Origin of the sequence: Mycobacterium asiaticum, assembly GCF_001668675.1 — a bacterium.
GTDB classification, from domain to species: Bacteria; Actinomycetota; Actinomycetes; order Mycobacteriales; family Mycobacteriaceae; genus Mycobacterium; species Mycobacterium asiaticum_D.
Map to the genome: position 1 here is coordinate 1 of NZ_LZKQ01000215.1, position 25,135 is coordinate 25,135.

The 25,135-nt window shown below is 66.9% G+C and carries 29 protein-coding genes; 9 read left to right on the plus strand and 20 right to left on the minus strand.

Annotated elements, in window-relative coordinates:
- From A9X01_RS18590 to A9X01_RS18600, 3 genes are all read left to right on the plus strand, one after another.
- Positions 1-961: cytochrome P450 (locus tag A9X01_RS18590; RefSeq protein ID WP_065122163.1), on the plus strand; the 961-nt coding region annotated here is incomplete at its 5' end.
- Positions 958-1,146: a ferredoxin gene (locus tag A9X01_RS18595; protein ID WP_065122164.1), complete on the plus strand. Its 189-nt coding sequence runs from the start codon at positions 958-960 to the stop codon at positions 1,144-1,146. The genes A9X01_RS18590 and A9X01_RS18595, both read left to right, overlap by 4 nt.
- Before the next feature lie 26 nt (positions 1,147-1,172).
- Positions 1,173-1,478, plus strand: a complete 306-nt coding sequence (locus A9X01_RS18600; RefSeq protein ID WP_065122165.1) for a DUF1330 domain-containing protein — start codon at positions 1,173-1,175, stop codon at positions 1,476-1,478.
- Positions 1,479-1,564: 86 nt separating this feature from the next.
- On the opposite strand, the gene A9X01_RS18605 is transcribed toward A9X01_RS18600, so the two are convergent.
- The 5 genes from A9X01_RS18605 to A9X01_RS18625 form a co-directional block, all read right to left on the minus strand.
- Positions 1,565-1,756, minus strand: a complete 192-nt coding sequence (locus A9X01_RS18605) for a ferredoxin (RefSeq protein ID WP_065122166.1) — start codon at positions 1,754-1,756, stop codon at positions 1,565-1,567.
- A gap of 8 nt (positions 1,757-1,764) precedes the next feature.
- Positions 1,765-2,973: a cytochrome P450 gene (locus A9X01_RS18610; RefSeq protein WP_065122167.1), complete on the minus strand. Its 1,209-nt coding sequence runs from the start codon at positions 2,971-2,973 to the stop codon at positions 1,765-1,767.
- A gap of 108 nt (positions 2,974-3,081) precedes the next feature.
- On the minus strand, positions 3,082-3,894 hold the full coding sequence (locus A9X01_RS18615) for an NAD(P)-dependent oxidoreductase (protein ID WP_065122168.1): 813 nt from the start codon (positions 3,892-3,894) through the stop codon (positions 3,082-3,084).
- Complete coding sequence (locus A9X01_RS18620; RefSeq protein WP_065122169.1) at positions 3,894-4,769, minus strand: alpha/beta hydrolase; 876 nt, start codon at positions 4,767-4,769, stop codon at positions 3,894-3,896. Before A9X01_RS18620 ends, A9X01_RS18615 begins: the two co-directional genes overlap by 1 nt.
- Positions 4,766-6,421, minus strand: a complete 1,656-nt coding sequence (locus tag A9X01_RS18625; protein ID WP_065122170.1) for a thiolase C-terminal domain-containing protein — start codon at positions 6,419-6,421, stop codon at positions 4,766-4,768. The genes A9X01_RS18620 and A9X01_RS18625 overlap by 4 nt, the downstream gene beginning before the upstream one ends.
- A gap of 108 nt (positions 6,422-6,529) precedes the next feature.
- Here A9X01_RS18625 and A9X01_RS18630 point away from each other — a divergent pair, with 108 nt between their 5' ends.
- Positions 6,530-7,315, plus strand: coding sequence for an enoyl-CoA hydratase/isomerase family protein (locus A9X01_RS18630; RefSeq protein WP_065122171.1), 786 nt, complete (start codon positions 6,530-6,532; stop codon positions 7,313-7,315).
- Between the two features lie 84 nt (positions 7,316-7,399).
- Positions 7,400-8,695: an acyl-CoA dehydrogenase family protein gene (locus A9X01_RS18635; RefSeq protein WP_065122172.1), complete on the plus strand. Its 1,296-nt coding sequence runs from the start codon at positions 7,400-7,402 to the stop codon at positions 8,693-8,695.
- On the opposite strand, the gene A9X01_RS18640 is transcribed toward A9X01_RS18635, so the two are convergent.
- Genes A9X01_RS18640 through A9X01_RS18655 form a run of 4 tightly spaced genes read right to left on the minus strand, consistent with a single transcriptional unit; the run spans position 8,692 to position 12,012 of the window.
- Complete coding sequence (locus tag A9X01_RS18640) at positions 8,692-9,660, minus strand: phosphotransferase family protein (RefSeq protein ID WP_065122173.1); 969 nt, start codon at positions 9,658-9,660, stop codon at positions 8,692-8,694. The two genes, A9X01_RS18635 and A9X01_RS18640, sit on opposite strands and share 4 nt — an antisense overlap.
- Positions 9,648-10,433, minus strand: a complete 786-nt coding sequence (locus tag A9X01_RS18645; RefSeq protein ID WP_065122186.1) for an SDR family NAD(P)-dependent oxidoreductase — start codon at positions 10,431-10,433, stop codon at positions 9,648-9,650. Before A9X01_RS18645 ends, A9X01_RS18640 begins: the two co-directional genes overlap by 13 nt.
- A complete protein-coding gene (locus A9X01_RS18650; protein ID WP_065122174.1) occupies positions 10,430-10,726 on the minus strand; it encodes a ferredoxin in 297 nt (98 codons plus the stop codon). The genes A9X01_RS18645 and A9X01_RS18650 overlap by 4 nt, the downstream gene beginning before the upstream one ends.
- A complete protein-coding gene (locus A9X01_RS18655) occupies positions 10,723-12,012 on the minus strand; it encodes an NADH-ubiquinone oxidoreductase-F iron-sulfur binding region domain-containing protein (RefSeq protein ID WP_065122175.1) in 1,290 nt (429 codons plus the stop codon). The genes A9X01_RS18650 and A9X01_RS18655 overlap by 4 nt, the downstream gene beginning before the upstream one ends.
- A gap of 33 nt (positions 12,013-12,045) precedes the next feature.
- Between A9X01_RS18655 and A9X01_RS18660 the strand changes: the two genes are divergently transcribed.
- Complete coding sequence (locus A9X01_RS18660; RefSeq protein WP_065122176.1) at positions 12,046-12,519, plus strand: hypothetical protein; 474 nt, start codon at positions 12,046-12,048, stop codon at positions 12,517-12,519.
- Positions 12,520-12,536: 17 nt separating this feature from the next.
- Here the strand turns inward: A9X01_RS18660 and A9X01_RS18665 are convergent, their stop codons facing one another.
- The 8 genes from A9X01_RS18665 to A9X01_RS18700 form a co-directional block, all read right to left on the minus strand.
- The gene (locus tag A9X01_RS18665; protein ID WP_065122187.1) at positions 12,537-13,403 is read right to left on the minus strand and encodes an alpha/beta fold hydrolase; all 867 of its coding nucleotides are present in this window, start codon (positions 13,401-13,403) and stop codon (positions 12,537-12,539) included.
- 17 nt (positions 13,404-13,420) lie between these two features.
- Positions 13,421-13,825 (minus strand): Rieske (2Fe-2S) protein, encoded by a 405-nt coding sequence (locus A9X01_RS18670; RefSeq protein ID WP_065036415.1) that lies wholly within the window; start codon positions 13,823-13,825, stop codon positions 13,421-13,423.
- 1 nt (position 13,826) lies between these two features.
- Complete coding sequence (locus A9X01_RS18675; RefSeq protein WP_065122177.1) at positions 13,827-14,972, minus strand: amidohydrolase family protein; 1,146 nt, start codon at positions 14,970-14,972, stop codon at positions 13,827-13,829.
- A 22-nt stretch (positions 14,973-14,994) separates the two neighbouring features.
- Positions 14,995-16,077 (minus strand): amidohydrolase family protein, encoded by a 1,083-nt coding sequence (locus A9X01_RS18680; protein WP_065122188.1) that lies wholly within the window; start codon positions 16,075-16,077, stop codon positions 14,995-14,997.
- A gap of 266 nt (positions 16,078-16,343) precedes the next feature.
- A complete protein-coding gene (locus tag A9X01_RS18685) occupies positions 16,344-17,237 on the minus strand; it encodes an NAD(P)-dependent oxidoreductase (protein WP_065122178.1) in 894 nt (297 codons plus the stop codon).
- A 2-nt stretch (positions 17,238-17,239) separates the two neighbouring features.
- Positions 17,240-17,620, minus strand: coding sequence for a carboxymuconolactone decarboxylase family protein (locus A9X01_RS18690; protein WP_065122189.1), 381 nt, complete (start codon positions 17,618-17,620; stop codon positions 17,240-17,242).
- A 141-nt stretch (positions 17,621-17,761) separates the two neighbouring features.
- Positions 17,762-18,139, minus strand: coding sequence for a DUF4189 domain-containing protein (locus tag A9X01_RS18695; RefSeq protein WP_081282463.1), 378 nt, complete (start codon positions 18,137-18,139; stop codon positions 17,762-17,764).
- 198 nt (positions 18,140-18,337) lie between these two features.
- Positions 18,338-19,477 (minus strand): phosphotransferase, encoded by a 1,140-nt coding sequence (locus tag A9X01_RS18700; RefSeq protein ID WP_065122180.1) that lies wholly within the window; start codon positions 19,475-19,477, stop codon positions 18,338-18,340.
- 88 nt (positions 19,478-19,565) lie between these two features.
- Between A9X01_RS18700 and A9X01_RS18705 the strand changes: the two genes are divergently transcribed.
- Positions 19,566-20,210 (plus strand): nitroreductase family protein, encoded by a 645-nt coding sequence (locus A9X01_RS18705; protein ID WP_065122181.1) that lies wholly within the window; start codon positions 19,566-19,568, stop codon positions 20,208-20,210.
- On the opposite strand, the gene A9X01_RS18710 is transcribed toward A9X01_RS18705, so the two are convergent.
- From A9X01_RS18710 to A9X01_RS18720, 3 genes are read right to left on the minus strand one after another with little or no spacing between them, the layout of a single operon-like run.
- Positions 20,199-21,179, minus strand: coding sequence for an NAD-dependent epimerase/dehydratase family protein (locus A9X01_RS18710; RefSeq protein WP_065122182.1), 981 nt, complete (start codon positions 21,177-21,179; stop codon positions 20,199-20,201). The genes A9X01_RS18705 and A9X01_RS18710 overlap by 12 nt on opposite strands.
- On the minus strand, positions 21,176-22,276 hold the full coding sequence (locus A9X01_RS18715) for an NAD-dependent epimerase/dehydratase family protein (RefSeq protein WP_065122183.1): 1,101 nt from the start codon (positions 22,274-22,276) through the stop codon (positions 21,176-21,178). The genes A9X01_RS18710 and A9X01_RS18715 overlap by 4 nt, the downstream gene beginning before the upstream one ends.
- Complete coding sequence (locus A9X01_RS18720) at positions 22,273-22,773, minus strand: nuclear transport factor 2 family protein (RefSeq protein WP_065122184.1); 501 nt, start codon at positions 22,771-22,773, stop codon at positions 22,273-22,275. Before A9X01_RS18720 ends, A9X01_RS18715 begins: the two co-directional genes overlap by 4 nt.
- 102 nt (positions 22,774-22,875) lie before the next feature.
- Here A9X01_RS18720 and A9X01_RS18725 point away from each other — a divergent pair, with 102 nt between their 5' ends.
- Positions 22,876-23,874 (plus strand): acyl-CoA dehydrogenase family protein, encoded by a 999-nt coding sequence (locus A9X01_RS18725; protein WP_065122190.1) that lies wholly within the window; start codon positions 22,876-22,878, stop codon positions 23,872-23,874.
- Positions 23,858-25,030: an acyl-CoA dehydrogenase family protein gene (locus tag A9X01_RS18730; protein WP_065122185.1), complete on the plus strand. Its 1,173-nt coding sequence runs from the start codon at positions 23,858-23,860 to the stop codon at positions 25,028-25,030. The genes A9X01_RS18725 and A9X01_RS18730 overlap by 17 nt, the downstream gene beginning before the upstream one ends.
- The last annotated feature ends 105 nt before the right edge of the window (positions 25,031-25,135 follow it).

Sequence of the window (25,135 nt, forward strand, 5' to 3'; positions counted from 1 at the left end):
CACCCACACCAACCACCGTTCCCTGCTGATGCGGCTGATCACGCCCAAGCGCCTCAAGGAGAACGAGGACGCCATGTGGCTGCTGGCCGATCAGGTTCTGGACGGGTTCCTGGCGCCGGGCCGCGGGGAGTGGATCAAGGGATTCGCCGGACCGTTCACATTGCTGGTCATCGCCGACCTGCTCGGCGTCCCGATGGAAGACCGCGACAAATTCGTCAAGGGCATCCGCCAGCACTCTGGTGGCGGTATCGGCGGCACCGGCAAGGAAGCGCTGGCCCACAGCCCGCTGGAATTCCTCTACGGCTTGTTCTCCGACTATGTCCGGGATCGCCGCCGCGAGCCGCGTGACGACGTGCTGACAGGTCTGGCGACGGCCACCTACCCGGATGGCTCCATTCCTGAGATCGAAGACGTCGCCCGCGTCGCCAGCAACGTGTTCTCGGCCGGACAGGAGACGACCGTACGCCTGCTGGGCGCGTCGCTGCAGACGCTCGCCGAACGTCCCGACATCCAGCAGCAGCTGCGCAAGGACCGCAGCCTGATCCCCAACTTCATCGAGGAGTCGCTGCGGACCGAAAGCCCGGTCAAGGGTGACTTCCGGTTGAACCGGGTGCCGGTCAACGTCGGTGGCGTCGACCTGCCGGCCGGCACGACGGTGATGATCCTGCAGGCCGCCGCCAACCGCGACCCGCGCCGTTTCGAGGACCCCGCGACCTTCGACCCGGCCCGCAAAAACGCCCGCCAGCATCTGTCCTTCGGCCGCGGCATCCACAGCTGCCCCGGTGCACCGCTGGCCCGGGCCGAAACCCGGGTCGCAATCGAGCGGCTGCTCGATCGGACCTCCGATATCAGGCTCGACGAGCAGCTGCACGGACCGGCGAATGACCGCCGCTACCAGTATGTTCCGACCTATATTCTGCGTGGGCTGACCGAGCTGCATCTGGAGTTCACGCCGGCATGAAGGTCTGGGTCGACGACGGGACGTGCCGCGGTCACGGCATGTGCCTGACGCTGTGCCCGGAGGTTTTCAGCCTGACGGATGACGGTTACGCCGAGGCGATAACCGAGGACGTGCCAATCGAATTGGAAGCCGCCACCCGGGAAGCCATCGAATGCTGCCCGGAGCAGGCGATCAAGGAACGCTGACCGGCTCAGGCAGGCAAGGAGATTCAGTGGCAAAGGGATACGTCATCCTGACCGAGGCCATCAAGGACCCGGAGGGTATGAAGGCGTACGGCAAGGCCGCGGGGCCGGCGATGGGTGGGGTCAACATCCTTGCCGTGGACACCGCACCCAAGGTCCTGGAAGGCGCCTGGCATGGCGACCAGACCGTCGTGCTGGAATTCGAATCGGTGGCTGCCGCTCAGGCGTGGTACGAGTCCGAGGGCTATCAGAAGGCGGCGAAATTGCGCCAAGCCGCGGCGGACTGCAATGCGGTCATCATCGCCGGGTTCGAAATGCCGCCGGCCGGAAGCTGATCGGCGGGTCACCCATTGGTGGCGAGCAGACGTCAAAGTCCCCATTTTCGGTGCGAAATGGGGACTTTCACGTCTGCTCGCGGTGTCTAGTCCACGATCAAGATCGCCTGCCGCGGGCACTGCCGCACAGCGTCGCGCACCAGTTCCTCGTTCTCCGGGGTGACCTCGGGCTGCAATACCGTCAGCATGTCGTCGTCACCGAGCTGGAAGACCTCCGGGATGATGCCCATACAGACGCCGTTGCTTTCGCACAGCTCCCAGTCCACTTCGATTCTCATCGCAGTTCCTAACGAATGACTCTGACCGGCACGTTCTTCCAGCCGGCGACGTTTTGCATCTGGACCCGGTTGCAGCCCGCCCAATCCACCTCGTAGCGGGGCATGAAGTCCAGCAACTTCTCCAGCGCGATGGCGCTCTCCATGCGGGCCAGCGCCGCACCCAGGCAACTGTGGATCCCGTAGCCGAAGCTCAGGTTCAGCGCCTCGTGCCGATCCCGGTCGATGTTGAAGGTGTCCGGGTCGGTCCACGCATCGGGGTCCCGGTTGGCCGCGCCGTTGATCAAGAACACCGGCTTCATGGCCGGAATCGTGACGCCGTGCAGCTCGACATCTTTCGTCGAACAGCGGACCTGATACTGCGAGGGCGCCTCGTAGCGCAGTAGCTCCTCGACGGCGGCCGGGATCTTGCTGCGGTCTTCCAGCAGCTTCTGCCACTCTCCGGGGAACCGCGCGAACACCACCGGCGCGTTGCCGACCAGCTTGGTCACCGTCTCCGCGCCTGCCCCGCCCAACAGCGTTGCAAAGCCGGCGATCTCGATGTCATCCAGTTTGGTCTTCTGGCCGTCCTCACGCTCGATCTCGGCCTCGATCAGCTTGCTGAACAGGTCGTCCTTCGGTTCGGCGCGGCGCTGCTGCAGGATCTCGTAGTAGAGCATGCCGGTTTCGATGTTGGCCTGCATGCCCTTTTCGCCGGTTTCGACCTGACCGGGCTCGCGGTGCAGCGACTCGTCGATCAGGTAACGAACCCGCTGGGCGTGCTCTTCGGGCACCCCCAGCATCGTCGTGATCACCTCGACCGGGAACGGCCCGGAGAACTCCTGCACCACATCGAACCGATCGGGATCGACTCTGCTGAGGTACTTGTCGATCTTCTGGCCCACCATCTCGCGCTGCGACTGGATGGCACGAGGGGTGAAAACCTTGTTGAGCAGGCTGCGCATATGCCGGTGGTCCGGCGGGTCCATGAAAATGATCGATTTCTGCTCCGGCGGCTTACCGGTCCGCACCATCGAAAGGTCGATGCCGAACGCCGACGAATACTGTTCGAAGTTCTTCAGTCCCGCGGCGACATCCGCGTGCCGGGTCAGCGCGTAGAAGTCGTACTGCTCGCTGTAGTAGACCGGTGCTTCCTGCTGCATCCGCCGGTAGGTGTCCCAGGCGCCGTTGAAGAAGTCTTCGGAGAACGGATCGAAGACGACCGGGGATGTGGTGGTCATTGAACACTCCTCGCGTGTGAGCTGCGGGCTGGAATCATTACAGCTGAACGCCTGACTGTAACGCTAACGGTAGCGGTTTCTGGGCGTGGCGAAAAGGGATTGCCGGGTTCATCTGGCCACGTCCATCAGAGTCAGCGCGGCGTCGGCCGCATCGAGCGCGACACCGCCGGACGCGGACGCCTGCTCGGCGAGGTCGGCCAGCAGTCGCACGTCCTTTCGGAGCAGCGTTCCGGCCAGTCCCGCCAGCCGCTCCAGACCGCCGGTCTTGCCAATCGAGTTGAGCGCGAAGCTGTTCCCGCTGCTGCGCGACACCACGGCCGCGAGCCGCTCGGGCGCGACGCCGAGGTCGGGCGCCAGCGCCAGGACGGCAGCGGCGGTGCCCAGGTTCGCGGTGAACAGCAGGTTGTTGAGCAGCTTTGCGGTCTGACCGGACCCCAACTCACCCAGGTGAATGATCGCGTCGGAGAAGCTTTCGAAGACCGGTCGGCAGCGCCGCAGCACGTCGGCGTCACCGCCCGCCATCACCAGCAGGCGACCCTGCTCCGCAGCCGGGCCGCCGCCGCTCACCGGTGCATCGATGATCGAAACACCATGGCGTCCAGCCTGTTGCGCAAGCTCACGACAGGTATCCGGATGCACGGTGCTGTGCACCGCGACCACCCCGTCCGGCGGCATCGCGGACAGCACCCCGCCTCCGACGAGGACTTCTCCGACGTCGGCGTCGCCCGTCACGCACACGCACACCAGGTCGCTGGCGGCGGCGAGTTCGGCCGGCGAATCGGCAGGCTCGGCCGTGGTGCCGGCGAATGGTTCCAGGGTGCCGGTTCGCCGCGCCCACAACGTGGTCGGGAAGCCGGCGTCGATGATCCGCCGCGCCATTGGCCCACCCTGGCTGCCCAGGCCGATGAAGCCGACCCGCATCAGCCGGCCTCGCGGTCCTCGCCGCCCGCACCCCGGGCCACGCAGTCGTCCACGAAGGCGAACACCTTGCGGTGATAGTCGGCGGCGTTGAGGCCGAGGCTGAGATTGTGACCGGCGTCGGGCTGCGTGTTGGCAATGAAAAGTGGGGATTGCGAGAACATTTCGGCGATCTCAGCGATATTGTCGTCGTCGCCTCGATAGACCCGGTCGTGCTCGCCCAGGGTGAAGCGCACCGGCACCCGTACCTGCGGCGCCAACTCCGGAAAAAGGCGGTGCGGCCAATTCAGGGCCACATCCCGCTCGTAGGCCGGGGCGGTCGACGAGTTGGTGACTCCCCGCAGAATGTCCGCCGGGTACAGGTGCAACGGTTCCCACAGCAACTCGCGCGTACCGGGCGGACGCTCCTTGACCTCGGCCGCCTTCATGATCTCCTTCGCGGCGTCATGATAGCGCCGGCCGGTGCCACCCAGTTCCAGGCCCAGCAGTTCGGCGCCACGACGGTCGGCGGCCATCCGCGTCGCGAGTTCGCAGCCGCCCGAGTGACCCAGCACGAACAACCCCGCTCCGCGTGATTGCTGACCCAGGATCCGCTCCACCGCGCCATAGGCGAGATCGACGCGCTGCTGCGGGGTCTGCACCGCCTCGGGGTATGCCGCCGAACTGCCGTGGCCCGGTCTGTCCAGCGCGATCACCGTGAATCCGAGCGTGGGACCCATACGTAGCAGCGACAATTCGGGATGTCCGGGGCAGTCGAAGTACATCGCGGTGGTACCGCCGCCGTGGATGGCGACGACGACTGCCTTGGGGTCCTCGGCTGCGGCGATGATGCCGGACATGGGTACGCCGTCGACGATCACCTTTCTCGGGCGGGTCATGCTTCCGTCCTGAGCAAGATCACACCGCTCGGCGTCAGCCCACCACTGCTGACGACACCGACGCGGGCGTCGGCAACCTGCCGCGCGCCGGCCTCACCGCGCAGCTGGGTGACCGCCTCGTGCACTAGACCCATGCCGTGGGTGCGGCCGTGCGAAAGCTGTCCGCCGTGCGTGTTCAGCGGTATCAGGCCATCGCGGGCGATGTTCTTACCGCCGTCCAGGAATTCGCGAGCTTCACCGATCCCGCAGAACCCCAGCGCTTCGATCCAGGACAGGCAGTTCATGGTGAAACCGTCGTAGAGTTCGGCGACGTCGACGTCCGATGGTTTGAGGGCCGTGCGGGACCACAGGTGTGCGGCCTGGCCGAGCACCTGCGGTTCGTGGGTCAGCGTGCTCTGGTCCCAGTCGATGCGCTCGACGATCTGGGTGCCCACCGCCTCGACCAGAACCGGCGGTTTGGCCAGCTCGCGGGCGGCGTCGACGGCCGAGACGATGACCGCGACGGCTCCGTCGCACGGCACGTCGCAGTCGTACAGGCCGAATGGTGTGGTGATGGGCCGGGCATTCAGGTAGTCGTCCATCGTCATCGGGTCGCGGTAGACGGCCGTCGGGTTGAGTTCGGCATTGGCACGCTGGTTCAGCGCGATCCAGCCCAGCGTCTCTTTCGTGGTGCCGTAACGATGGAAATGGCGTTGTGCGTTGAGCGCCAACGTGTGTGCGGCCGACGTGGCACCGAAGGGCCACTGCCAGCTGGCGGTCCGGCCGCCGGACGGGACGATCTTGCCCTGCTTCATCAGCTCGTTGAAGGTGGCTTCCCACAGTGTCCGGAAACACAGCACATGCCGGGCCAGCCCGGTCGCGACCGCGAGCATGGCCGCGATTACCGACCCGCCCGGGCCGAAGGTTTCCATGCCGCCGTTGTGCCACGTCGGCCGGATGCCTAGCGCCGCCTCTAGGGCGGTGACGCCGCCCTCCCCGAAGCCGCCGAAGTTGCCGCCGCCGGGGTAGGTGGACAGGCCGTCGATGTCGTCGAAGGTCAGCCCGGCGTCGGCGATCGCGGCCTCGCAGGCTTCCACGGTCAGCGACAGCGGCGCCGCCATCAGCCGGCGGCCGATCTTGGACATGCCGATGCCGGTCAGTGCGACCTTGTCCTCGAACTTCTCCGTCGTCAGCATCGGCCGGACGTGTTCGCCGAAGCGTTCCGGCGCGATCTCGTCGTCGGGCAGTGCGGCCGGCTCGGTATCGGCGCTCGGCCGGAACAGCGGCAGCCACACGTCCTCGATGTGCTCGAACACCACCTCGACCGGTTGCCCGAGCTGCAGTTGCTCCGGCTCCGCATCAATGATGTTGGTGGTCAACCGGATACGCGGGTCCTCCACGATCGCCACCTGCGCCACCACGTAGGGCGCGGGCATACCGGGCAGGCTGAACCGGTGGTTCACGGTGAACCCGGCCAGGGTGGCCTTGCCGGAGACGTTCCGCACGCCGATGTTCCGGCTACGGCAGTAGCGGCACACCGGTGCGGGCGGATGGATCAGCGCGGTGCACGCCCGGCACTCCTGGAACCGCAGCGTCCCGTCGGCGCCGGCCGTCCAGAAAAATTCGTTCTCATCGGTGACCAGCGGCAGTGGTCGTCCCGGTGCTGTCGACACGTCACCTCCGGGGGTGGCCGGCCCGTTTGGTAGGCCCGTTATGCGAATCCGAGAATTACGTTATCATCTGCGGACAGGGACGAAGCGAACACCGGCGAGCGGGTTGATGTGACGGAAACGTTGGTTCAGGAGACACCGCGCCCCGGCGTGGTGGTGATCCGGCTCAACCGACCCGAACGGCTCAACGCGATCAACGACGCGATGCTGGCGGAGTTCATGCACGCCTTCGCCGCCCTGGCCGATGCCGACTCCGACGCGTCGGTGCGCGCCATCGTGCTCACCGGCGTGGGGCGCGGTTTCTGTTCGGGCCTCGACGTGCGCAACTTCGGCGCCGACGTGCCGGCCGCCACCGACCCCGCCATCGACCGGCTCCGCTTCCAGGAGGCGATGGCGGCGATACCGGAGGCGATCCGCAACCTGCCTCAGCCGGTCATCGCGGCGGTCAACGGCCCATGCGTGGGCGCCGGACTGGCACTGTGCCTGGCGGCTGACATCAGAATCTGTTCCACCGCTGCCACTTTCGGCAATGCGGCGATCCTGCTGGGCCTGTCGGGCGCGGAAATGGGCATGAGCTACCACCTGCCGCGGATCGTCGGCACCAGCGTCGCCGCGGACTGGATGCTCACCGGGCGCACCGTGTCCGCCGAGGAAGCCGACCGCAGAGGGTTGGTCAGCCAAACGGTGGAGCCTGAACGGCTTCTCGACCATGCGGTGGAATTGGCCGGCCGCATCGCCGATCTCGCGCCGTTGGGGGTGCGCATGACGAAGCGGGCCCTGCAGGTCAATACCGACGCCGCCGGTTTCGGTCCGGCGATCGAACTGGAGAATCGCAACCAAGTGCTCACCCACGCCACTGATGAGGCCGCAGCGCTACGCCGCAAGTGGTCGCAGTGAGCCCGCCCCGCGTTGAGTCTGCGCTCAGGGCGCCAATATTGCCGAAATCGCGCCCTGAGCGCAGAGTCAAGAAAGGATTCACCGGTGGCGTGGGACTTTTCGACTGACCCCGACTGGGCGGATCAACTTGCCTGGGTGGACGACTTCGTGCGCTCGGAGTGCGAACCCGTCGACCTGCTCGTCAAGGAATCGCACGACCTCAACGACCCGGTGCGACAGGCACTTATCCCGCCCCTGCAGAACATCGTCAAAGAGCGGGGCCTGTGGGCCACCCACCTCGGACCCCACTTGGGCGGCCCCGGCTACGGGCAGCTGAAGTTGGCCCTGCTCAACGAGATCCTCGGCCGGTCGGAATGCGCGCCGATTGTGTTCGGTTCGCAGGCGCCGGATTCGGGCAACAGTGAAATCCTGGCCCACTACGGCACCCCCGAGCTCAAGCAGCGTTACCTGGAGCCGTTGCTGGACAACCGGATTGTGTCGTGCTTTTCGATGACCGAGCCCCAAGGCGGCGCCGACCCCAAGGTGTTCACCACATCGGCGGTGCAGGACGGGGACCACTGGGTGATCAACGGGGAGAAGTGGTTCTCCTCCTTTGCCTCGATGGCGTCCTTCCTGATCGTGATGGCCGTGACCGACCCGGAAGCCCCGCCGTACGAACGGCATTCGATGTTCGTCGTGCCGGGTGAAACACCGGGTATCAACGTACTGCGCAACGTGGGACTCGGTTATCAGCCAGTGGGCGGCGGCCGCGAGGGCTACGTGCGGTACGAAAACGTCCGGGTGCCGGCCGATCACATGCTCGGCCCGCGCGGCGGCGCCTTCGTGGTCGCACAGACCCGGCTGGGCGGCGGCCGCATCCATCACGCCATGCGCACCGTCGGTTTGGTGCGCCGGATCTTCGACATGCTCTGCGAACGGGCGGTGTCCCGCCATACTCAGGGCCAGCTACTCGGTGACAAGCAACTCGTCCAGGCGATGGTCGCGGACTCGTGGATGGAGATCGAGGCGTTCCGCCTGCTGACGCTGCAGACCGCATGGAAGATCGACCAGCACAACGACTACAAGGCGGTACGCGCCGACATCTCCGCGGTGAAGGCGATGATGCAGAAGGTGCTGCACGACGTCTCGGCGCGCGCGCTGCAGATACACGGCTCGCTGGGCACCACGCACGAGATGCCGTTCGTGCAGCACCTGGTCGAATCGTTCGTGCTGGGATTGGCCGACGGGCCCACCGAGGTGCACAAGACCGTGCTGGCCCGCCTGCTCCTCAAGGAGTACAAGCCGGCGCCCGACCTGTTCCCCTCCGAGCACCTGCTGCGTCTGCGCGAGGCCGCCGAGCAGAAGTTCGCCAACCAACTGGCCGGCATACCGCGCGGCTAACCCAGCAACTCGCCGGCACGCAAGAGCAAGTGCGGCAACGCTTTCGACATGTCCTCCAGATCAGCGTCGGGGTGCGGGCGCCGACGGTTGTGCTTGACGATCAGCGACCAGGTCGCCACCGATTTGAAGCAGGCCAGCGCCTGGAACCAGCCGAGATCGAGCACCGGGAAACCGACGGCAGCCTCGTAGACCGCGGCCAGTTCGTCCAGCGAGGGGGTGGCGCCGACATACCGGGTCCGGCGCCGATAGGTCTGCGGGTCGCAGTTGATCAGGAACCAACCGACGTCCACCCGCGGGTCGCCCACCGACCAGATCTCCCAGTCGATCACGCCGGTGATGCGGTCCGCTGCGGCGAGCAGATTGCCAAGCCGGAAGTCACCGTGCACCACGGCGGGACCGAGCGGCGCCGGCACCCGATCGAGCAACGCGGCGCCGACTGCACGCCAGCCCGGGGCCAGCGCGGGGTCGACCGTTTCCAGCGTCCGGCACCACCGTTCGATCTCGGCAGCCGCCGTGATCACCGGCTCAGTGCCCAAACCGACCGCGGCGGGGTGTATGGAGTGCAACTGCGCCATCGTGATCGCGGCGCTCCGAAAGCGTTCGGACACATCGGATTCCTCGAGTTCCGTGTCGTCCAGATCGAACAACGGCTCGACCGAGCTGCCCGGCAGCATGGACATCACGAAGAGCGGCGGATCCTGCGGCGGCTCGCCCGGGTCCTCCCACAACACCTCGGGCACCGGCACCGTGGTGCCGGCCAGCGCTGCGATCAGCCGGCTCTGGCGCAACACGTCGCGGTGTCCCGTCGGTGCGATGCCGGCGGGCGCCACCTTGACCACGACCTGCCGACCATCCAGCTTACCGATGTAGGTCAGGCTGGAAGCTCCGCCGGTGAGCGGACGCAGCCCCTCGATCTGGGCGAGCCGCCGGCGCAACCGGTCGAGGGCGTCGGTCAGGTCAGCCACCCGATTTCACGGAGGAACGGTTGGGTGTGGGCGATGCGGCCGGTAAGCGACTTCGGGTCACCGGTGCACAATTCGAGTGCCGTCTGAGTGATCAGTGCGATGTCCTCGGTGTCCGTCTTGGCCAGATCCAGGGTGCCTGCCCCCGGGGTGGCGACGGGTTTGGACGGCGCCGCCGCATTGACGGCGATGCCGTCGTCATAGAGTTCGGCGGCAAGGCTTTTGGTGAGCCGGTTGAGTGCGGCCTTGACGGTGCCGTAGATGCCGAACCCCGCGCTGCGGTCGAATTCGTCGAACGGCGGACCGCTGGGCAGGTCCCCGCCGACGGAGGTCACGTTCAGCACCCAGCCACGGCCGCGTTCCCGCATCGCGGGGATCGCGAGCTGGGCCAGGTGCAGCGGCGCCAGCACATGCATCTCGATCATCAGGCGTGTCCGCCGTTCCGGGAACCCGTCCAGTGGCCGCAGGAAGGTCACCGCGGCGTTGTTGACCAGGATGTCCGGCGCACCGATGCCGTTGACGACTGCGGCGAAAAGCCGTTCACGGTCTTCGGTTTTGGACAGGTCGGCCTGGACCGCGATGGCCGACCCCCCGCCGCCGCGGATCTCGTCGAGTGTTTCCTGCAGCGAGCCCTGGTATTTGGGGTCGGGCGCCAGCGTGCGCGCGGTGAGCGCCACCGTGGCGCCTTCGGCGGCCAACCGCTGGGCGATCGCCTTGCCCAGACCCCGGCTGCTTCCGGTCACCAGTGCGGCCAGACCCGCGCACCGCCCGCTCAACGCGTGAAGCCCCACTGCGCCTCGTTGGATTCCGTCTTGAGATGCTCGGCCGGGTCCTCGTCGTCGTGCAGTTCCGGGTGCGGGATGCTCGGCTTGCGGTCACCGACTTCGGTGATCGCATGCACCGGGCAGTCCAGCAGCGCCCGCATCACCGGGTCGTGGTCCTGCTCCGCCACGCTGCCGTCGCCGACCAGGGACGCGTATCCCCAGTCGTCGAGCGAGAAGTAGGCGGGCGCGTGCTTGGCGCACAGCCCGAAGCCGTCGCAGATGGTGCGGTCGAGACGGATCCTCATGGACACCTCACCGGTACCGGTACTTCGTAGGGACGCTCGGCGCGGTATGCGCCGTGTTCGCAGTCCGGGCAGCTGCCCTGGAGATGGCGCGTCACTTCCGCGGGAAACTGGTCGAGCAGGGACGCCGCGACGTTGGTGGCGGCATCCAATGTCCCGCAGGCACCGCGGCGGCGGAGCACCACCGACCAGCGGCGCAACCGATCGACGTCCTCCGCTGTGGCCGCCGAATCCCGCAGCGCCCCCGCGGCGGCCGCCATCGCCGCGGTGCCGTTGAAGCAGGACCCGCACTGCCCGGCATTTTCCCGGTCGAAGTAGGCCAGTACGGAGGCCGCCACCGCGACCGGACAGTCGTCGGTGATCAACGAGACAGCACCGCAACCCAACCCGCTGCCGATGCCGCGCATCGTTTCGTGATCCAGCCGGGTGTCCAGCACGCCGCGGTTGAGCAGGCCGGCGAAGTAACCGCCCATCAGGACACCACGTAGGTGCTCCGAGGAAACCCCATGCAACGCAAGCAATTCGGTGAACGGCAGACCGTGAGGTAGTTCGTAGAGCGCCGGTGGCCGGCCGGCTCCGGTGATAGTGGCCAGGAAGGTGCCTGGTGACAGTACGGTGCCCTGGGTGCGGAACGCCTTGGCGCCGTAACGCTGCAGGTACGGCAGGTTCGCCAGGGTCTCGACGTTGCTGATCAGCGTCGGCAATTCCCGGACGCCGACTTCGAACGGCCGTGGCGGCTTGTCGGTGGGTTTGGCCGGCCCGCCGTTGATCGCCTGGACCGCAGCGGTTTCCTCGCCCGCCACGTATCCGGGCTCGACCGTCCACACCTCGACATCGAGGTTCTCCAGAGCGGCCTCGGCCAGCGCGGTTTCGACGCTACGTGCCGAATCCGCATCCGACACATAGACATACACGCGCCAGGCGGACGCGATTGCCGCGGCCAGCCGCAAACCGTCCAGAACCAGATGCGGCCGGTGTCGCAGCAGCCAGCGGTCCTTGACCGAAGCCGGTTCCCCCTCTTCGCCGTTCGCGATGACCACCGCGCCGCCGTTGGCGCGTCCGTTGTCGCGCACGGTGCGCAGCTTCACGCCGAGCGGAAATGCGGCGCCGCCGCGGCCGACCAGTCCGCTGGCGTCGACCTCGCCAAGCAATTGATCGGCATCGACGAGCGGCAGGTACCCGCCGCGCTCGCGATAGAGTGCAACGTCCTCGCGCTCGGCGGCCTCGGCCAGCAGTCGGGGTTCCAACGACGGCCAGACTGCGGTACGGATTGCGGCGTCCGTCTTCACGGCTCATCCCGCCCTGCGGTTAGGCTTTGCGGCATGCGGACGGCGGTGGTGCGGGTCGATGTCGACCCGGGCGGTCTGCTCGCCGCCGGGCAATTACGCGAGGGCATGGCAGCGCTCCTCGAAGTGGCCGGCGCCGCGGACGCCGAAGTGGTGGACGTCGATCTCGCGAGCCGACCACCCGGTCGCCGCGTCGTCGAGGTGCTCATCGCCGGCAGCGATGTCGAATCGGCCAAGACGACGGCGATCGACCTGTGCGGCAAGGCCTTCGGCACCAGCCCGGCGGCCGGGGTGGTCACGTTCGTGAGCCGGGGGACCGACGACGACGCCCGTGGTGTGCTGGCCGCGTTCGGAGTCACCGGCGAGATCGTCCGGGAGCCCGGCGACGACGGGTACGACGTCGTCCACGTCACGCTGCGCGAGGCCGACCTCGAGCGGGTGCCGGAAAGCCGAATCCACACCGCACTCGAGGCCTCGCTCAACTGCGAAGTCCACATCCGCACAGTCTGAAGGCATTACGAGACCCATCACGAACCCAGAAATTCCAGAATCGCGGGCGCCGCCTGTACCCAGGTGTCGAACATGTTGAAGTGCGTCACCCGGCCCGCGGCGCGATCCTCCGACGCCCGCTCCCAGGCGTCCTCGGGCCACGGCGGATCGATCAGCTTCGATCCCTTGATCAGGCAGCTGACTTCCAGCGAGGTGCGTTTGGGGTGATCCATGTCGTTCTCGCCGCCGCGAATGATCAGCGTGGGAACCTTGATGCGGTCGAACATTTCGTCTTCGACGCCAGGGATGGTCTGGCCCGGCTTGGACACGAACGCGTTGAGCCAGCGCAGCATCACTTTGAGGAACTCGTCCTTGTCGAAGTCGAGGAAGCGCTGTTTGTTGGGCGGGTTCTCCTCGATGCGGTCGCGCCATTCCGCAACTTTGATGACGCCGTCCATCCCGGTGCCGCGCACCGCGAGAATGCTCGGGATGATGTAGAAGGAACCCAGCACGAAGGTGCCATAGATGCCGCCGACGATGTTCCAGACCACCAGCTTGGTGACCATTTCCGGATAGAGCATCGTGGTCAGCATCGAATCCCTTGCGCCACCGGAACCCCCGGCCAGGATGCACTGCTCGAAGCCCAGCCCGGTAACCAGCTTGTGCAATGTCTCGGCGCGCATGTGTGATTCGCTCTGCCCGTAGAACTGGACATCGGAGGCACCGCAATTCGGGCGGTCCCACAGCAACACGCGATACCCGCCGCCGGCCAGCGCGTCGGCCAGCGGACGCAACCCATCGATGTCCTTGCTGAACCGTCCACCGGGCGTCAGGGCGATGAGATCGCCTGTCTCACCCAGTATTTCATAGACGACATTGCCACCGTTGATCTCCATCGACGACACGCGGTTCTCCTGCCGGGTCACGCCATCACCAACACGTCATTGCCGATCACCCGGACCGGGTAGGTCCGGATGCTCCACTCCGGTTTCACCGCGGTGGTGCCGGTCGCCAGCTCGAAGCCCCACTGGTGCCAAGGGCAGTAGATGTATTCCAGGTCTCGGACCATGACCGCGTCCCCGGCGGCACTCTCGTCGACCACGGTCAGGCCACGGGCCCGGCCCGAGCACAGCGGACCACCTTGGTGCGGGCAGTAATTCGCGATCGCATAGAACGTGCCGTTGACGTTGTAGACACCGACACCGTGGCGCCCGATCGGAACCAGCTTGTGGGTGCCCGGCGGGATTTCGTCGACGGTGGCAACGACATGCTCGCGGCCCTGAGCGAGGCGGGGCTGCTTCACCGCCCCGTTTTCTTCCGATGCCAAGTCAGTGGACCCGGGTCTGGCCCTCGAGGACCGGAACGGTCTCCGGCAGGTGATAGGTGGCGATGCCGTTCTTGAACATCACCGCTTCCCGCGCGGCTTTGGGCAGGTGCTTGACCAACCAGCGCGGGTCATCGAAGGTCCAGTGCGGATAGTCCGAGGAATACAGCAGAATCTTCTCGCACTCCATCCACTCGAACGCGCGGCTCAACTCGGTCTTGTCCTCCGGATAGTCCAGCGGCTGGGTGGTGAATTTGATGTGGTCCTTGACGTACTCCGAGGGCTTGCGCTTGATCTCCACCCAGGACTTGCGGGCCTCGTAGATCGCGTCCATGCGCCACATCAACGGCAGTATCCAGGTGAACGCGTGCTCGACGAAGACGATCCGTAGCTCCGGGAACCGGTCGAAGACTCCGTCGAAGATCAGGCTCATCACCTGGTTAGCGGCCAGCAGCGAGTAGGTCACCATGAAGTCGTGGTTGTAGCTGGGGAAACCCACCGGCGGGATCGGCAGCTCGTCGAACTGACTGCGGGACAAGTGGCAGCTCACGGTGATGTCGTGCTTGGTGGCCGCCGCCCAGATCGGGTCGTATTTCGGATTGCCCCACGACGGCCGCGGCTCGGCCTTGATCAGGATCTGCGCCATGTAGGGATGCCCGGCCCAGCGCTCGATCTCCTGCACCGTGGCTTCGGGGTCCTCGATGGCGACGCAGATCGAACCGCGCCACCGCTGATGCCAGTTGTTGTGGCTGTCCAGCCAGTGGTTGGCCTGCCAGTCGTTCAGCGCGACCGACATTGCGTGCTGCGCTTCGGGGATGCGAGCGGGGTAGGCGGCAGGTTCCAGGATCGCGATGTCCGAGCCGGCTTCCATGATCAGCTGCCGGAACGCCATGTCCGGGTCACTGCCCGGAAATTCACCGTCCGGCGGGAAAGTGTCCACGCGCATCGCGTACGCGTGGGCGTAATCCGGTGCGTCGTAATAGATCTGCTCGCCCACGTTGCGGGTGAGGAAGTACTTGCTGCGCCACGGCTCCGGGATGTACTGGATGATCTCGCCGCGCTTGGGGACCGGGTGGACATCCGAGTCGACGCACCGCACGGCGATGCGCTCGGTGGGGGGGACACGTTCCTGCGTATGGGTGAGCGTCATTTCGACCTCCTCGGCCTCATTTCTACTGTGCGCCCGAATCGACGGCGATGTCTATCCCGTACAACTCGGCCGCGTTGCGCCAGCACAACTTCTCCCGCTGTTCGGCGGACAACGCGCTGGGCAACTTGGTGATGTCGCCGCACTGCCAGTGCGGGTAGCTGCTGCCGAACATCACCATGTCGTCCTTGCCGGTGAAGCTGAACCACTCTCCCGCGAACTCGACGTCACCGGGACCGTCGAGCCTGCCCTGCACGAAGAAGACGTGGCCGGGCAGATAGTCGCTGGGGATGCGCGGTGCCCAGGGCGTCTGTTCCAGGTGGGGCCGGCCGAAGGTGTCCATCCGCCAGATGAATGGCGTCACGAAGTCCGCGGCGCCGTCACCCCACACGAATTTCAAGCCGTCGAACCGCTCGAACACGCCCTCCGCGATCATGTTCATCAGGTGATAGATGTAGTTCAGCGCCATAAAGCTGACGTACTGCTCGTAGGTGCGGGTGTTGCCGTTCGGGGTCGGCGGGAAGGCGATCCCCGAGCCGACCTCGATGTGCGCGGCCACCGGCAGGTTCGCGTCGACGGCCGCCTCCCACAGCGGCCAGAACTGCGGTTTGCCGTAGAGTTCGCGCGACTGTAGCGGGACGCCGATCTGGACTACGCGTGGGTGCCCGCGCCACTTGTCGATCTCGCGCAAGGCGCCGGTGATGTCGTCCGGGTTGACCCGGATGGTGCCACGGAACCGGTCGTCTGACTCCAGCCAACGCGACACCATCATCTCGTTGTGGGCGGCATGCAATGCGCTACCGAGATGCCGGTCGGGCATGATGCCGCGCGCCATCGGATGCAGCACCGCCACATCGACCCCTCGCTTGGAAAACAGCTCGTGCGCAACGAATTCGGGGTCCGAGCCCGGGTACTGGCGGTCGGGTCCCTTGGTGTCCGGCGCGTACTCACCACCGGGTGCGCCGTACCAGTCCATCTCGTAGTCGGGGAACCCGCGGCTCTTGAACGGCTCCCGCAGAAAGCTGCGCAGGTCCTTGTTGGACGGGAAGAAGATGTGCACGCTGGCGTCGATGACCGGCGTGCGCACACCGTCTGCGTGTTCGATCACGAGCGCCACCCTCCGGCCGCGGCAGGGCCATATGATAGATAACCTAACATTTAGCCACGCGATCCATCAATGAATATCCGGTAAGCATCTCGGTTAGTCATCTGTCCTGGTTAACGCCACTTTTCCGGGTTGGCTGCAAGTCTTGTTCTTAATTCCGAATAATAACATTCTCCGGCTTGGTTGTAACACCGCAACGTCGAGCGTGGGGCTCCGGTATGCGATCTCGCATGGCGGCGTACATACGGGCCACGTTCAGCGGTCGGGCCTTACGTGGCGCCGGGTCGCACGACGACGCCGGCGGCGCCCTCGAACGGCTTGATCACTGTCGTGAAGTCCGCGTCCGGGCCCTGTTCCTGCGCCGCGGCCTCCCAGATCCGCCCGACGGTGTCGGCTATCTCGACCGGAACACCCAGTGCCCTGGCCTCCTCGAGGTACAGCCGCACGTCCTTGACCATCAGGCCCGTCGCGAACCCGTAGTCGAAGGTGCGCGGCAGGATCGCCCGGGGAAACTTGTCGCGGCTGGCGCTGGTGGCGCCCGAGCCGGCGTTGAGCACGTCGATCATCACCGCCGGGTCCAGGCCGGCCTTGACGCCCATGACGACGACTTCCGCCGTGGCGGCCAGCACGTTGGCCGCCAGGATGTTGTTCGCCAGCTTCATGGTCTGCGCCGAGCCCGGTTTGTCGCCCACGTAGAACGGCCGGCCGAGGGCTTCGAGCGCGGGCTCGACGATGTCGAACTCGGCGCGCGGGCCGGACACCATCACCGCGAGGGCTCCGCGTCCGGCGCCGCCCACCCCACCGCTGACCGGGCTGTCCAGGGCGGCGATGTTGCGCTGTGCCAGGCGGTCGTGAATCTGCACCGCCGTGGTCGCCCCAACCGTGGACAGGTCGACGTAACGCACGACCCGCGCGCCCGCGATCACTCCGGAGTCACCGGTGGCCACCTCGAGCGATACCGCGGGGGTGGGCAGGCTTGCCAGCACGGTGTCGGCCCGGTCGGCCACCTCCCGTGGTGTGGCCGCGGCCTGCGCCCCGAGCGCGACGAGGCGTTCGACGGCCGGTCGGTCGGTGTCGAAGACGACGAGGTTGTGGCCCGCCTCGATAAGCCGGCGTGCCATCGGGCCGCCCATGTTTCCCAGCCCGACGAACCCGATCTGCACCGCTAAGCCTCGTCGAGTTCGGCAAAGATCTCGCCGGCGGTGCGGAAGCTGTCCACCGCTGCCGGCACGCCGGCGTAGATCGCGACCTGCAGGAAAACCTCGCGGATCTCGTCGCGCGTGACGCCGTTGGTGATGGCGGCCTTGAGGTGCGTCCGCAGTTCGTGCGGGCGGTTGAGCACCGAAGTCATGGCCAGGTTGAGCATGCTGCGCGTCTTGCGGCTCAGCCCGTCGCGGCCCCACACCGCACCCCAGCAGTACTCCGTGACGAGGTCCTGCAAAGGTCCGGTGAACTCGTCGGCGTCGGCGATTGCCCGGTCGACATATTCCTTACCCAGCACTTCGGAGCGAATCTGCCTGCCGCGCTGGTACGTCTCGCTGTCCAATCCGTTCTCCTTCGCCGCTGAGTCCTTTGCCAGCAGCTTAGGAGGGGACCGGATCGGACCGGCGAGTGGCAACGCGGCAGCGCGCTGGTGCCCGACGAATCAGGCTGTCGGGCAACGGACTTGGCTCGGCGTCTGGAGTGCCTAGTTGCAGACCGAGTGGACGATCCAGCCGCCGCCGAGCCGAGAGACGGCGTGCGCCTCGGCCGCGGTGCGCGACAATCCCAGACCGCCGTGGTACGTCGCGCCGTCGTGGGCCACCGCGCCGCAGTGGGTGAAGGTGGTCAGGATGGTGCAGGTCTCAGAGCCGCAGCGCTGCATCGCTAGTTGCTGTGCACCCAGCTTCGACTTGTGGCGCCGCGCCGTACCGGAGGCGCCGTCGTGGCTGTAGGCGATCGCGCCGTAGTGCTTGAGCAGGGGTGGGATGTTTGTGGGCGCGTCGATCGGCACGTTGGGGGCCGCCTGGGTCGGTGGAGCCTGATGGGTACGCGCGCTGGCCGGATGGATCAGGGTGAAGGCCATTGCGCAGGCAGCTAACAGGCTTGCGAAGGCAAGCGCGACGCGACGTCTTTGTCGTGCCGTCATTGTCATGAACCCTTTCTCGAAAGTGGTGACCGAACACGTGTGAGCACATGTTTACAACGACGAAACATGCGCCTTCTACCATACCAGCTGAAAAGAGCCGTCCCGCCTGAGCGGTGCCCGCTGCGCGACCGGCCGTCAGAGCGAACTGCGCACCGCCGCAACCGTTTCCAGATCTTCGAGTGCGGTGACGCCGCGTCGCAGGCCTTCCATGGCGATGGCGTCGTCCTGCATCCCACCCATCCCGGCGGTGATCAGCGCGGCGACGTAGGCGTACAACGCGCCCTGCCGGTAGCGGCGATAGAAGTCGTCGCCGTCCAGCTCGGGTCCGCCCGCGGCGGCCAGGGCGCGCCGGTAGACGCCGAGCAGGTCACGCTGGGCGGCTCGTCGGTCTTCTGGGGTCAGGCTGGTGACCAGTGTGTACGCCAGCTCGCGCGACGGGTGCCCGCGGCGCACCGCCTGCCAGTCCAGCAAGCCCGGCCTGCCGTCCCGGAAGTAGACATTGCCGGGGTGGGCGTCGCCGTGCATCACGGTGTGCGGAGGAGTGTCGATCAGTGCGGCGACCGCGCGGTAGTTGGCGGCGATGAAGCGGCCCTGTCGATCGGGGGTATCTACGGGGGCGTCGGTCCGCTCGGCGAGGCGTTTGATCGAGGCGTTCATCAGCGCGCCGGTCAGCAGGGAGGTGGCGTCGCCCGACGGGGTGTAAAGCCAACGAGGTGGTCGTCCCCACCAGGTGGCGTGCAGCCGGGCCAGCAGCTCGACGATCAGGCCGGCCTGGTCGACGGACAGCGGGTGCAGGGTGTCGGGGAATTCGCAGGAAGCCGCCGGCAGCGTTTCCAGCACCAGCAGGTAGCGGCCGGTCCGCGGATCGAATGCGGTGCCGTAAGCCTTCGGCAGGCCGGTCAGTGCTGGTGCCAGGTCGCGGTAGAACCGCACCTCGGTATGGCCGAGCCGGCCAAGTTCGCCCATCAGGCGGGTCGCGGCCGTCTGCGCTGAAAGCTTCACGAACACCGTCTCTGGGACGTCATCTGCGACGTCACTGCCGGACAACCGCAGCCGGGCGCGCGAGGATGTTCCGGCGTCGCTGTCCAGGACCTGCACGGCGGTCACGGTGCTGCCCATCGCCGCGGAGAGTGCGGCGGCGTCGAGGCCGTCGACGGTGCGCGGCAGCCGCCCACGGCTGCCGACCACCGCATCGGTCGCTACCCGGCCCAGCCCGCGGCCCAGGTGCGCGGCCAGTCGGGCGATCGAAAGGGCTTGCATGAGGTGCTTTTTCATAGCGATTCATCCTGGCTGGCGACGGGCTGCTGCGTGGCCATTGACTTTACATATATGGCGAATATTGTCACGCTGAGAAAGGAGCGTGATGACCGGAGCAAGCCGCGACATCTGGGAGGTCCTCTCGACCGCCCGCACCATCCGGCGATTCACCGATCGGCCGGTTGACGATGCCACGTTGACCAGGTGCTTGGAGGCGGCCAGGTGGGCGCCCTCGGGGGCCAACGCCCAAGGCTGGCGGTTCGTCGTGCTGCGATCGCCGGAGCAGCGGGCTGTCGTGGCCAAGGCTGCCGCGCAGGCGCTCGCCGTGATCGAACCGGTCTACGGGATGAGCCGCCCCGCCCCCGGTGACACCAGCCGGCGCGCCCGCAACGATCGCGCGACCTACGAGTTGCACGACCGCGCAGGCGAATTCACTTCGGTGCTGTTCGCCCAGATCCGTTACCCCACCGCCTCCGAACTCCTGCTGGGCGGATCGATCTTCCCGGCCATGCAGAACTTTCTGCTGGCGGCGCGCGCCCAGGGGCTGGGTGCGTGCATGACCAGCTGGGCGTCGTACGGGGGTGAGCCACTGCTGCGGGAAGCCGTTGGCGTACCGGATGATTGGATGCTGGCGGGCCACATCGTCGTCGGCTGGCCCAAGGGCAATCACGGGCCGGTCCGGCGTCGTCCCCTCGCTGAGGCGGTCAACCTCGACGGCTGGGACCGGCCCGCCAGTGAGCTATTCAGCTGACTGGCCGGTGAAGAACCGCGCCGCCTTGCGGATCGATTCTTCGACGGGCTCGGGTTTCCAGCCCAGTTCGCGTTCGGCCTTGCTGTGGTCCAACGGGGACATCAGTTCGGCCATGCGCGCTCCGACGTAGGCGAAGGGCAGGTCGCGGTTCAGCACTCCGGCGGCGAAGTCGTTCGCCCGCGCCGCACCGCGCAGGACGGCCATCGGGATTGGGATACGCGGCGGGCGGCGCCCGACCGCGCGGGCGGCGATCTCGTGCAACTCCTTGGTGCTCATGTAGCGGTCGGAGATGATGTAACGCTCACCGATACGCCCCTTCTCGGCCGCCAGAAGCATTGCGCGCGCGGCATCTTCAATCCCGACGACCTCGGAGGAGAAGCCCAGGTAGAACGGGAACCCTCCGTTGGCGACGCGGGCGAGCAGGCCGCCGTGCGGTGTCGGCGCCCAGTCCAGCGGGCCATAGGTGGTCGAGATGCACATCGCGACCGCCGGCAGCCCGTGCTCGCGTGCGTACCGCAGCACCAGGTCCTCGGCGGCGACCCGCGATTCGATGTAGGGGCCGCCGTCATTCCAGTTGTGCGGATCGTCCTCGGTGACCGGTCGGTGGTCGTTGATCGCCAGTGTCCCGGTGCTGCTGGTGAATACGAATTTCCGCAAGTCCGCGCCGAGCGCCGCGTCGAGCACGTGCCGCAGGCCTTCGACGTTGGTGCGGAACAACGGTGCCGGATCGCGTAGCCACATCCGGGCGTCGACCACGCAGTAGTACACGACGTCACAACCGGTCATCGCCGTCCGCAACGCCGCGTCGTCGAAGATGTCGCCATAGCAGCGTTCGACCGGTAGGTCGTCGAATCCTCTTGTCGCGCTTGTCTTGCGGATCATCACCCGCACGTCTTCGCCGGCTGCCACCAATTGGCGGGTGACGTGCGAGCCCACAAACCCGCTGGCTCCGATGACCAGTTTCTTCATACTTGCGCCCCGTCGGCGAGCATGCCGGGACCGTACTTGGCCCGCAGGAACGTCCACGGGTCGGCGTACGGGCCACGGCGTTCGATGCGGCGCTGCAACGCAAGGACCGTCCGCAGCACCGGTCGGGCCACCGGCCCGAGGGCGCGCAGCAGTAGGCGGCGCCGGCCCATCGAGTCGCCTACCCAGGCAATGGTCTGCGCCCAGTCGTGTTCTTGATACTCAAGCAGCGCTTGGGATTCGGTGGTGTCGAACCAGCCGGTGAAGCTCCACCCGAGGTCGTCGTCGGGATCACCGGGCAGGCCGATCGACGGGCCGAGGCGCCCCAGCCCGGCCGCGGCCATCATGTCGTCCTGCACGTCACTCATCAGGTGGACGTTCGTCTCGTCGCCGGCGATCACCAGTACCTTCCCGTCGACGCGGTCACGCCGATCCACCGCGTTGGCGAACGCCAGGGCGACATCGCGGGCGTCGGTCATGTGCATGCGGTTGTCGACCGGAGTGGCGCGCACCAGCAAGAGGTAGTCACCGTCGAAGTTGGCCGTGCCGTCGGGTGAAACGATCGCGGCCAGTCGCAGGATGGCATACGGCAGTCCACTCTCGGTGATGACCGCCTCGGCGAGCACCTTGTCCTCCCCGTACTGGTCGACCGGGTTGACGGGGGTGGCTCCGGTGATGCGCTCCGGGTACCGGTAGGGGTTGCGGGATCCGTAAACGGCAGCGCTGGAAGCGAAGACGAACAATGGTGGCTCGCGCAACGCCCGGGCCGCACTCACCAGGTGACGGGTGCCGTCGACGTTGACTCGGCGGGCCAGCGGCGGGTTGCGATACGACGGCGGCGAGACGAGGGCCGCCAGGTGCACGATCGCGGCGGGTTGGTGGCGCGCCAGCACCGCGGTGACCGCGTCAGCGTCCAGCAGGTCGGTGTATTCCGGGATCAGGGTGCCGGGGTGGGCGGTCGCGGACAGGGCCGCGGCCGCCGCGACGGAAGCCTCGTTGGCCAGGTCCATGGCTACCACGGTGTGGCCACGGCTGAGCAGGATTTCCGCGCACCGCTTGCCGACCTGTCCGAAAGCGCCGGTGACCAGGGTGGTGTTCACCGGGTGAACCTGCGTGCAAGTGCGGAGCCGGCGTCCCGCAACCGGGGTGAGATACGCACGGAGAACAGCGGATTGAAGAAGTCCTCACGCAACCGGGTCAGTGTCGAGGTCTTGATCAACCATCGGCCGTCGAGCTTTTCGTAGGTCTCGTGATAGTGCCCGCGCCCGTCGAGGTTGAGGCCGGGTGCCAGGCGTACCACGTCCTGCAACGCCCATATCCCGGTCGCGGTGGTGCCGGAGGTGAGGGTGATCTCCGGTGCGTGCACCTGATGCGCCGTGGGCTGGGACGGCTTGCCCAGCGCGCCGCGGACGAACGCCACGAACTCATCGGCGCCGTGGATCACCTTGCCGCCCGACCCCGAGGTGTCGCTGACGAAGTCGTCGGTGAACAGTCGCCGCCATTCGTCCCACTGCTTGGTGTCCAGGTAGCGGCAGTATCGGGCCTTCAATTGTTTGATCGCCTCGATCTCCCACAGCGCGGCTGCGGTATCCAGCATCGTGGCCCCTTCGGTATAAAGTCATAGCCGGTTTTGAGATTACAACTTCCGTCAAAGAGAATGTTATTCTCGCTTGATAATCCCCGACGGGAGGCGGCCCGGATGCTTTTGGAGTTCGATGCTGATCAGCGGCTGTGGCAGGACACGGTGCGCGATGTCGTCATCAAGCAATGCCCGCCATCGCTGGTGCGCAGCGTGGCCGAACAAGGCGCCGACACCGAGCCGCTGTGGAAGCTGTACGTGGAGCTGGGCTGGACCGAGCTGAACGACCCGGCCAGTGCGGTGGAGCTGGCGATCGTGCTCGAGGAACTCGGCCACGCGACCGATCCAACGCCGTTCCTGGCGACGATGAGTCAGTTCGCGCCGCTGGTCGGGGAGCGGTTCGACCCGAATCAGTCCGGCACGGCGGTGTATGGCGGGATCTCCGCGCGTCGTGATGTCGACGGCTGGGTGCTCGACGGCACCGCCCGCCACGTGCTCGACGGCGATCGCGTCGATCGCATCGCGGTGGTGACCGAAGCGGGAGTGTTCCTCACCGACACCAGTGCGCTGAGCGCTCGTCGGGAATCGGTGTTCGACCCGGTGCTGCACGTGGCGGACCTGTCCTTCGGCGGCGTCCGGGTGCCCGAAAGTGACCGGCTGGCAGTGGATCCCGAGCGCGCCCGCCATATCGCGCTGACCGGGATGGCCGTCACGATGGTGGGCGCCTGTCAGCGCATCCTGGATCTGGTGCTCGAGCATGTCCGCAGTCGTCACCAGTTCGGGGTGCCGATCGGTTCGTTCCAGGCCGTCCAGCACAAGGCCGCCGACATGCACGTCGCGATCCAGCGTGCTCGGGCGCTGGCATACTTCGCCGCGCTGACCATCTCCGCCGACGATCCTCGGCGCCGGCTGGCCGCCGCGATGGCCAAGGCGTCGGCGGGTGAGTGCCAGTCCTTGGTGTTCCGGCACGGGTTGCAGCTGCACGGGGCAATGGGCTTCACCTGGGAGAACGATCTGCAGTTCGCGTTGAAGCGGGCCAAGGCGGGGGAGCTGATGCTGGGCGGCGCATCGGAGCACCGGGCGCAGATCGCCGAGGAGTACCGTGCAGCTGACTTTTGATTCCGACGTCGAGGAGTTCCGGGCGGAGTTCTCGGCATTTCTCGACGAGAACTTGCCCCCCGCAAGCGAATTGCAGGAGCGTCCGCGTTCGGTGTCGCACATGCCGCAGTGGGCGCGGCGATGGCAGCGGCTGCTGTTCGACAACGGTTGGCTGCTGCCGAGTCAGCCGCCGGAGTTCGGGGGCCGCAACGCGACGGTGCTACAGCAGTTCGTCTACCTGGCCGAGCTGGGCCGTCGGCGCATCTATCACAGCTTCAACCCGCAGGGCGTGAATATCGTTGCGGCATCGCTGTTGTCGTTCGGCAGCGAGGAACAGAAGCACCGGTGGGCGGTGCCGATCCTGCGCGCCGAGATCACCGCGTCGCTGGGCATGAGCGAGCCGAGTGCGGGCTCCGACCTGGCCTCGTTGCGCACCCGCGCCGTGCTGGAGGGTGACCATTTTGTGGTCAACGGGCAGAAGGTGTGGACCTCGGGCGCGCACGACGCCGATGTGTTGTTGACGTTCGTGCGGACGGACCCCGACGCCCCCAAGCACAAGGGCATCAGCGTGCTGGTGATCCCGACCGACACCGAAGGTGTTGTGCGGCGGCCCTTTCCGTCGATCTGCTCAGTCGATGACCTGGACTTCAACGAGGTGTTCTTCACCGACGTGCGGGTACCGGCGGAGAACCTGGTCGGCGAGCTGAACCAGGGCTGGCGGGTGGCCAACGGTTCGCTGGGCCACGAGCGCACCATGATGTGGCTCGGATTCGCCGATCGGCTGGACAACGCCATCGCCGATTTCCGTCCCAGCGATGAGCTCGAGCGCGATCGCTACGCCAGCACCATCATGGACAAGCAGGCGCTGCGGCTGCTGGGTTCGGTGGCGCTGGCCCGCGCGGCCCGGGGTGAGGACGATGTGGCGGCGATCTCGGTGCTCAAGCTGTTGGGTTCGGAGGCTGAGCTGCGCGCGTTCGAACTCGCGCTGGAGTCCGCCGGCGGTGACGGGCTGATCAGCCCCGCCCTGACCGGACCGTACGAGCCGACGAATCTGGATCATTACTACGCCAGCTGGTTCGAGCGGTATGCGCGTAGCTTCTCGGGCACCATCGCGGGCGGCACGTCGGAGATCCAGCGCAACATCATCGCCCAGCGAGTGCTCGGCCTGCCCCGTTAGGCCCGTCTCGTCCCCCCGGGGGGGGCCGCCCCCCCCCCCCCCCCCCCCCCCCCCGCGGGGGGGGGGGGGGGGGGGGGGGGGGGGGGGGGGGGGGGGGGGGGGGGG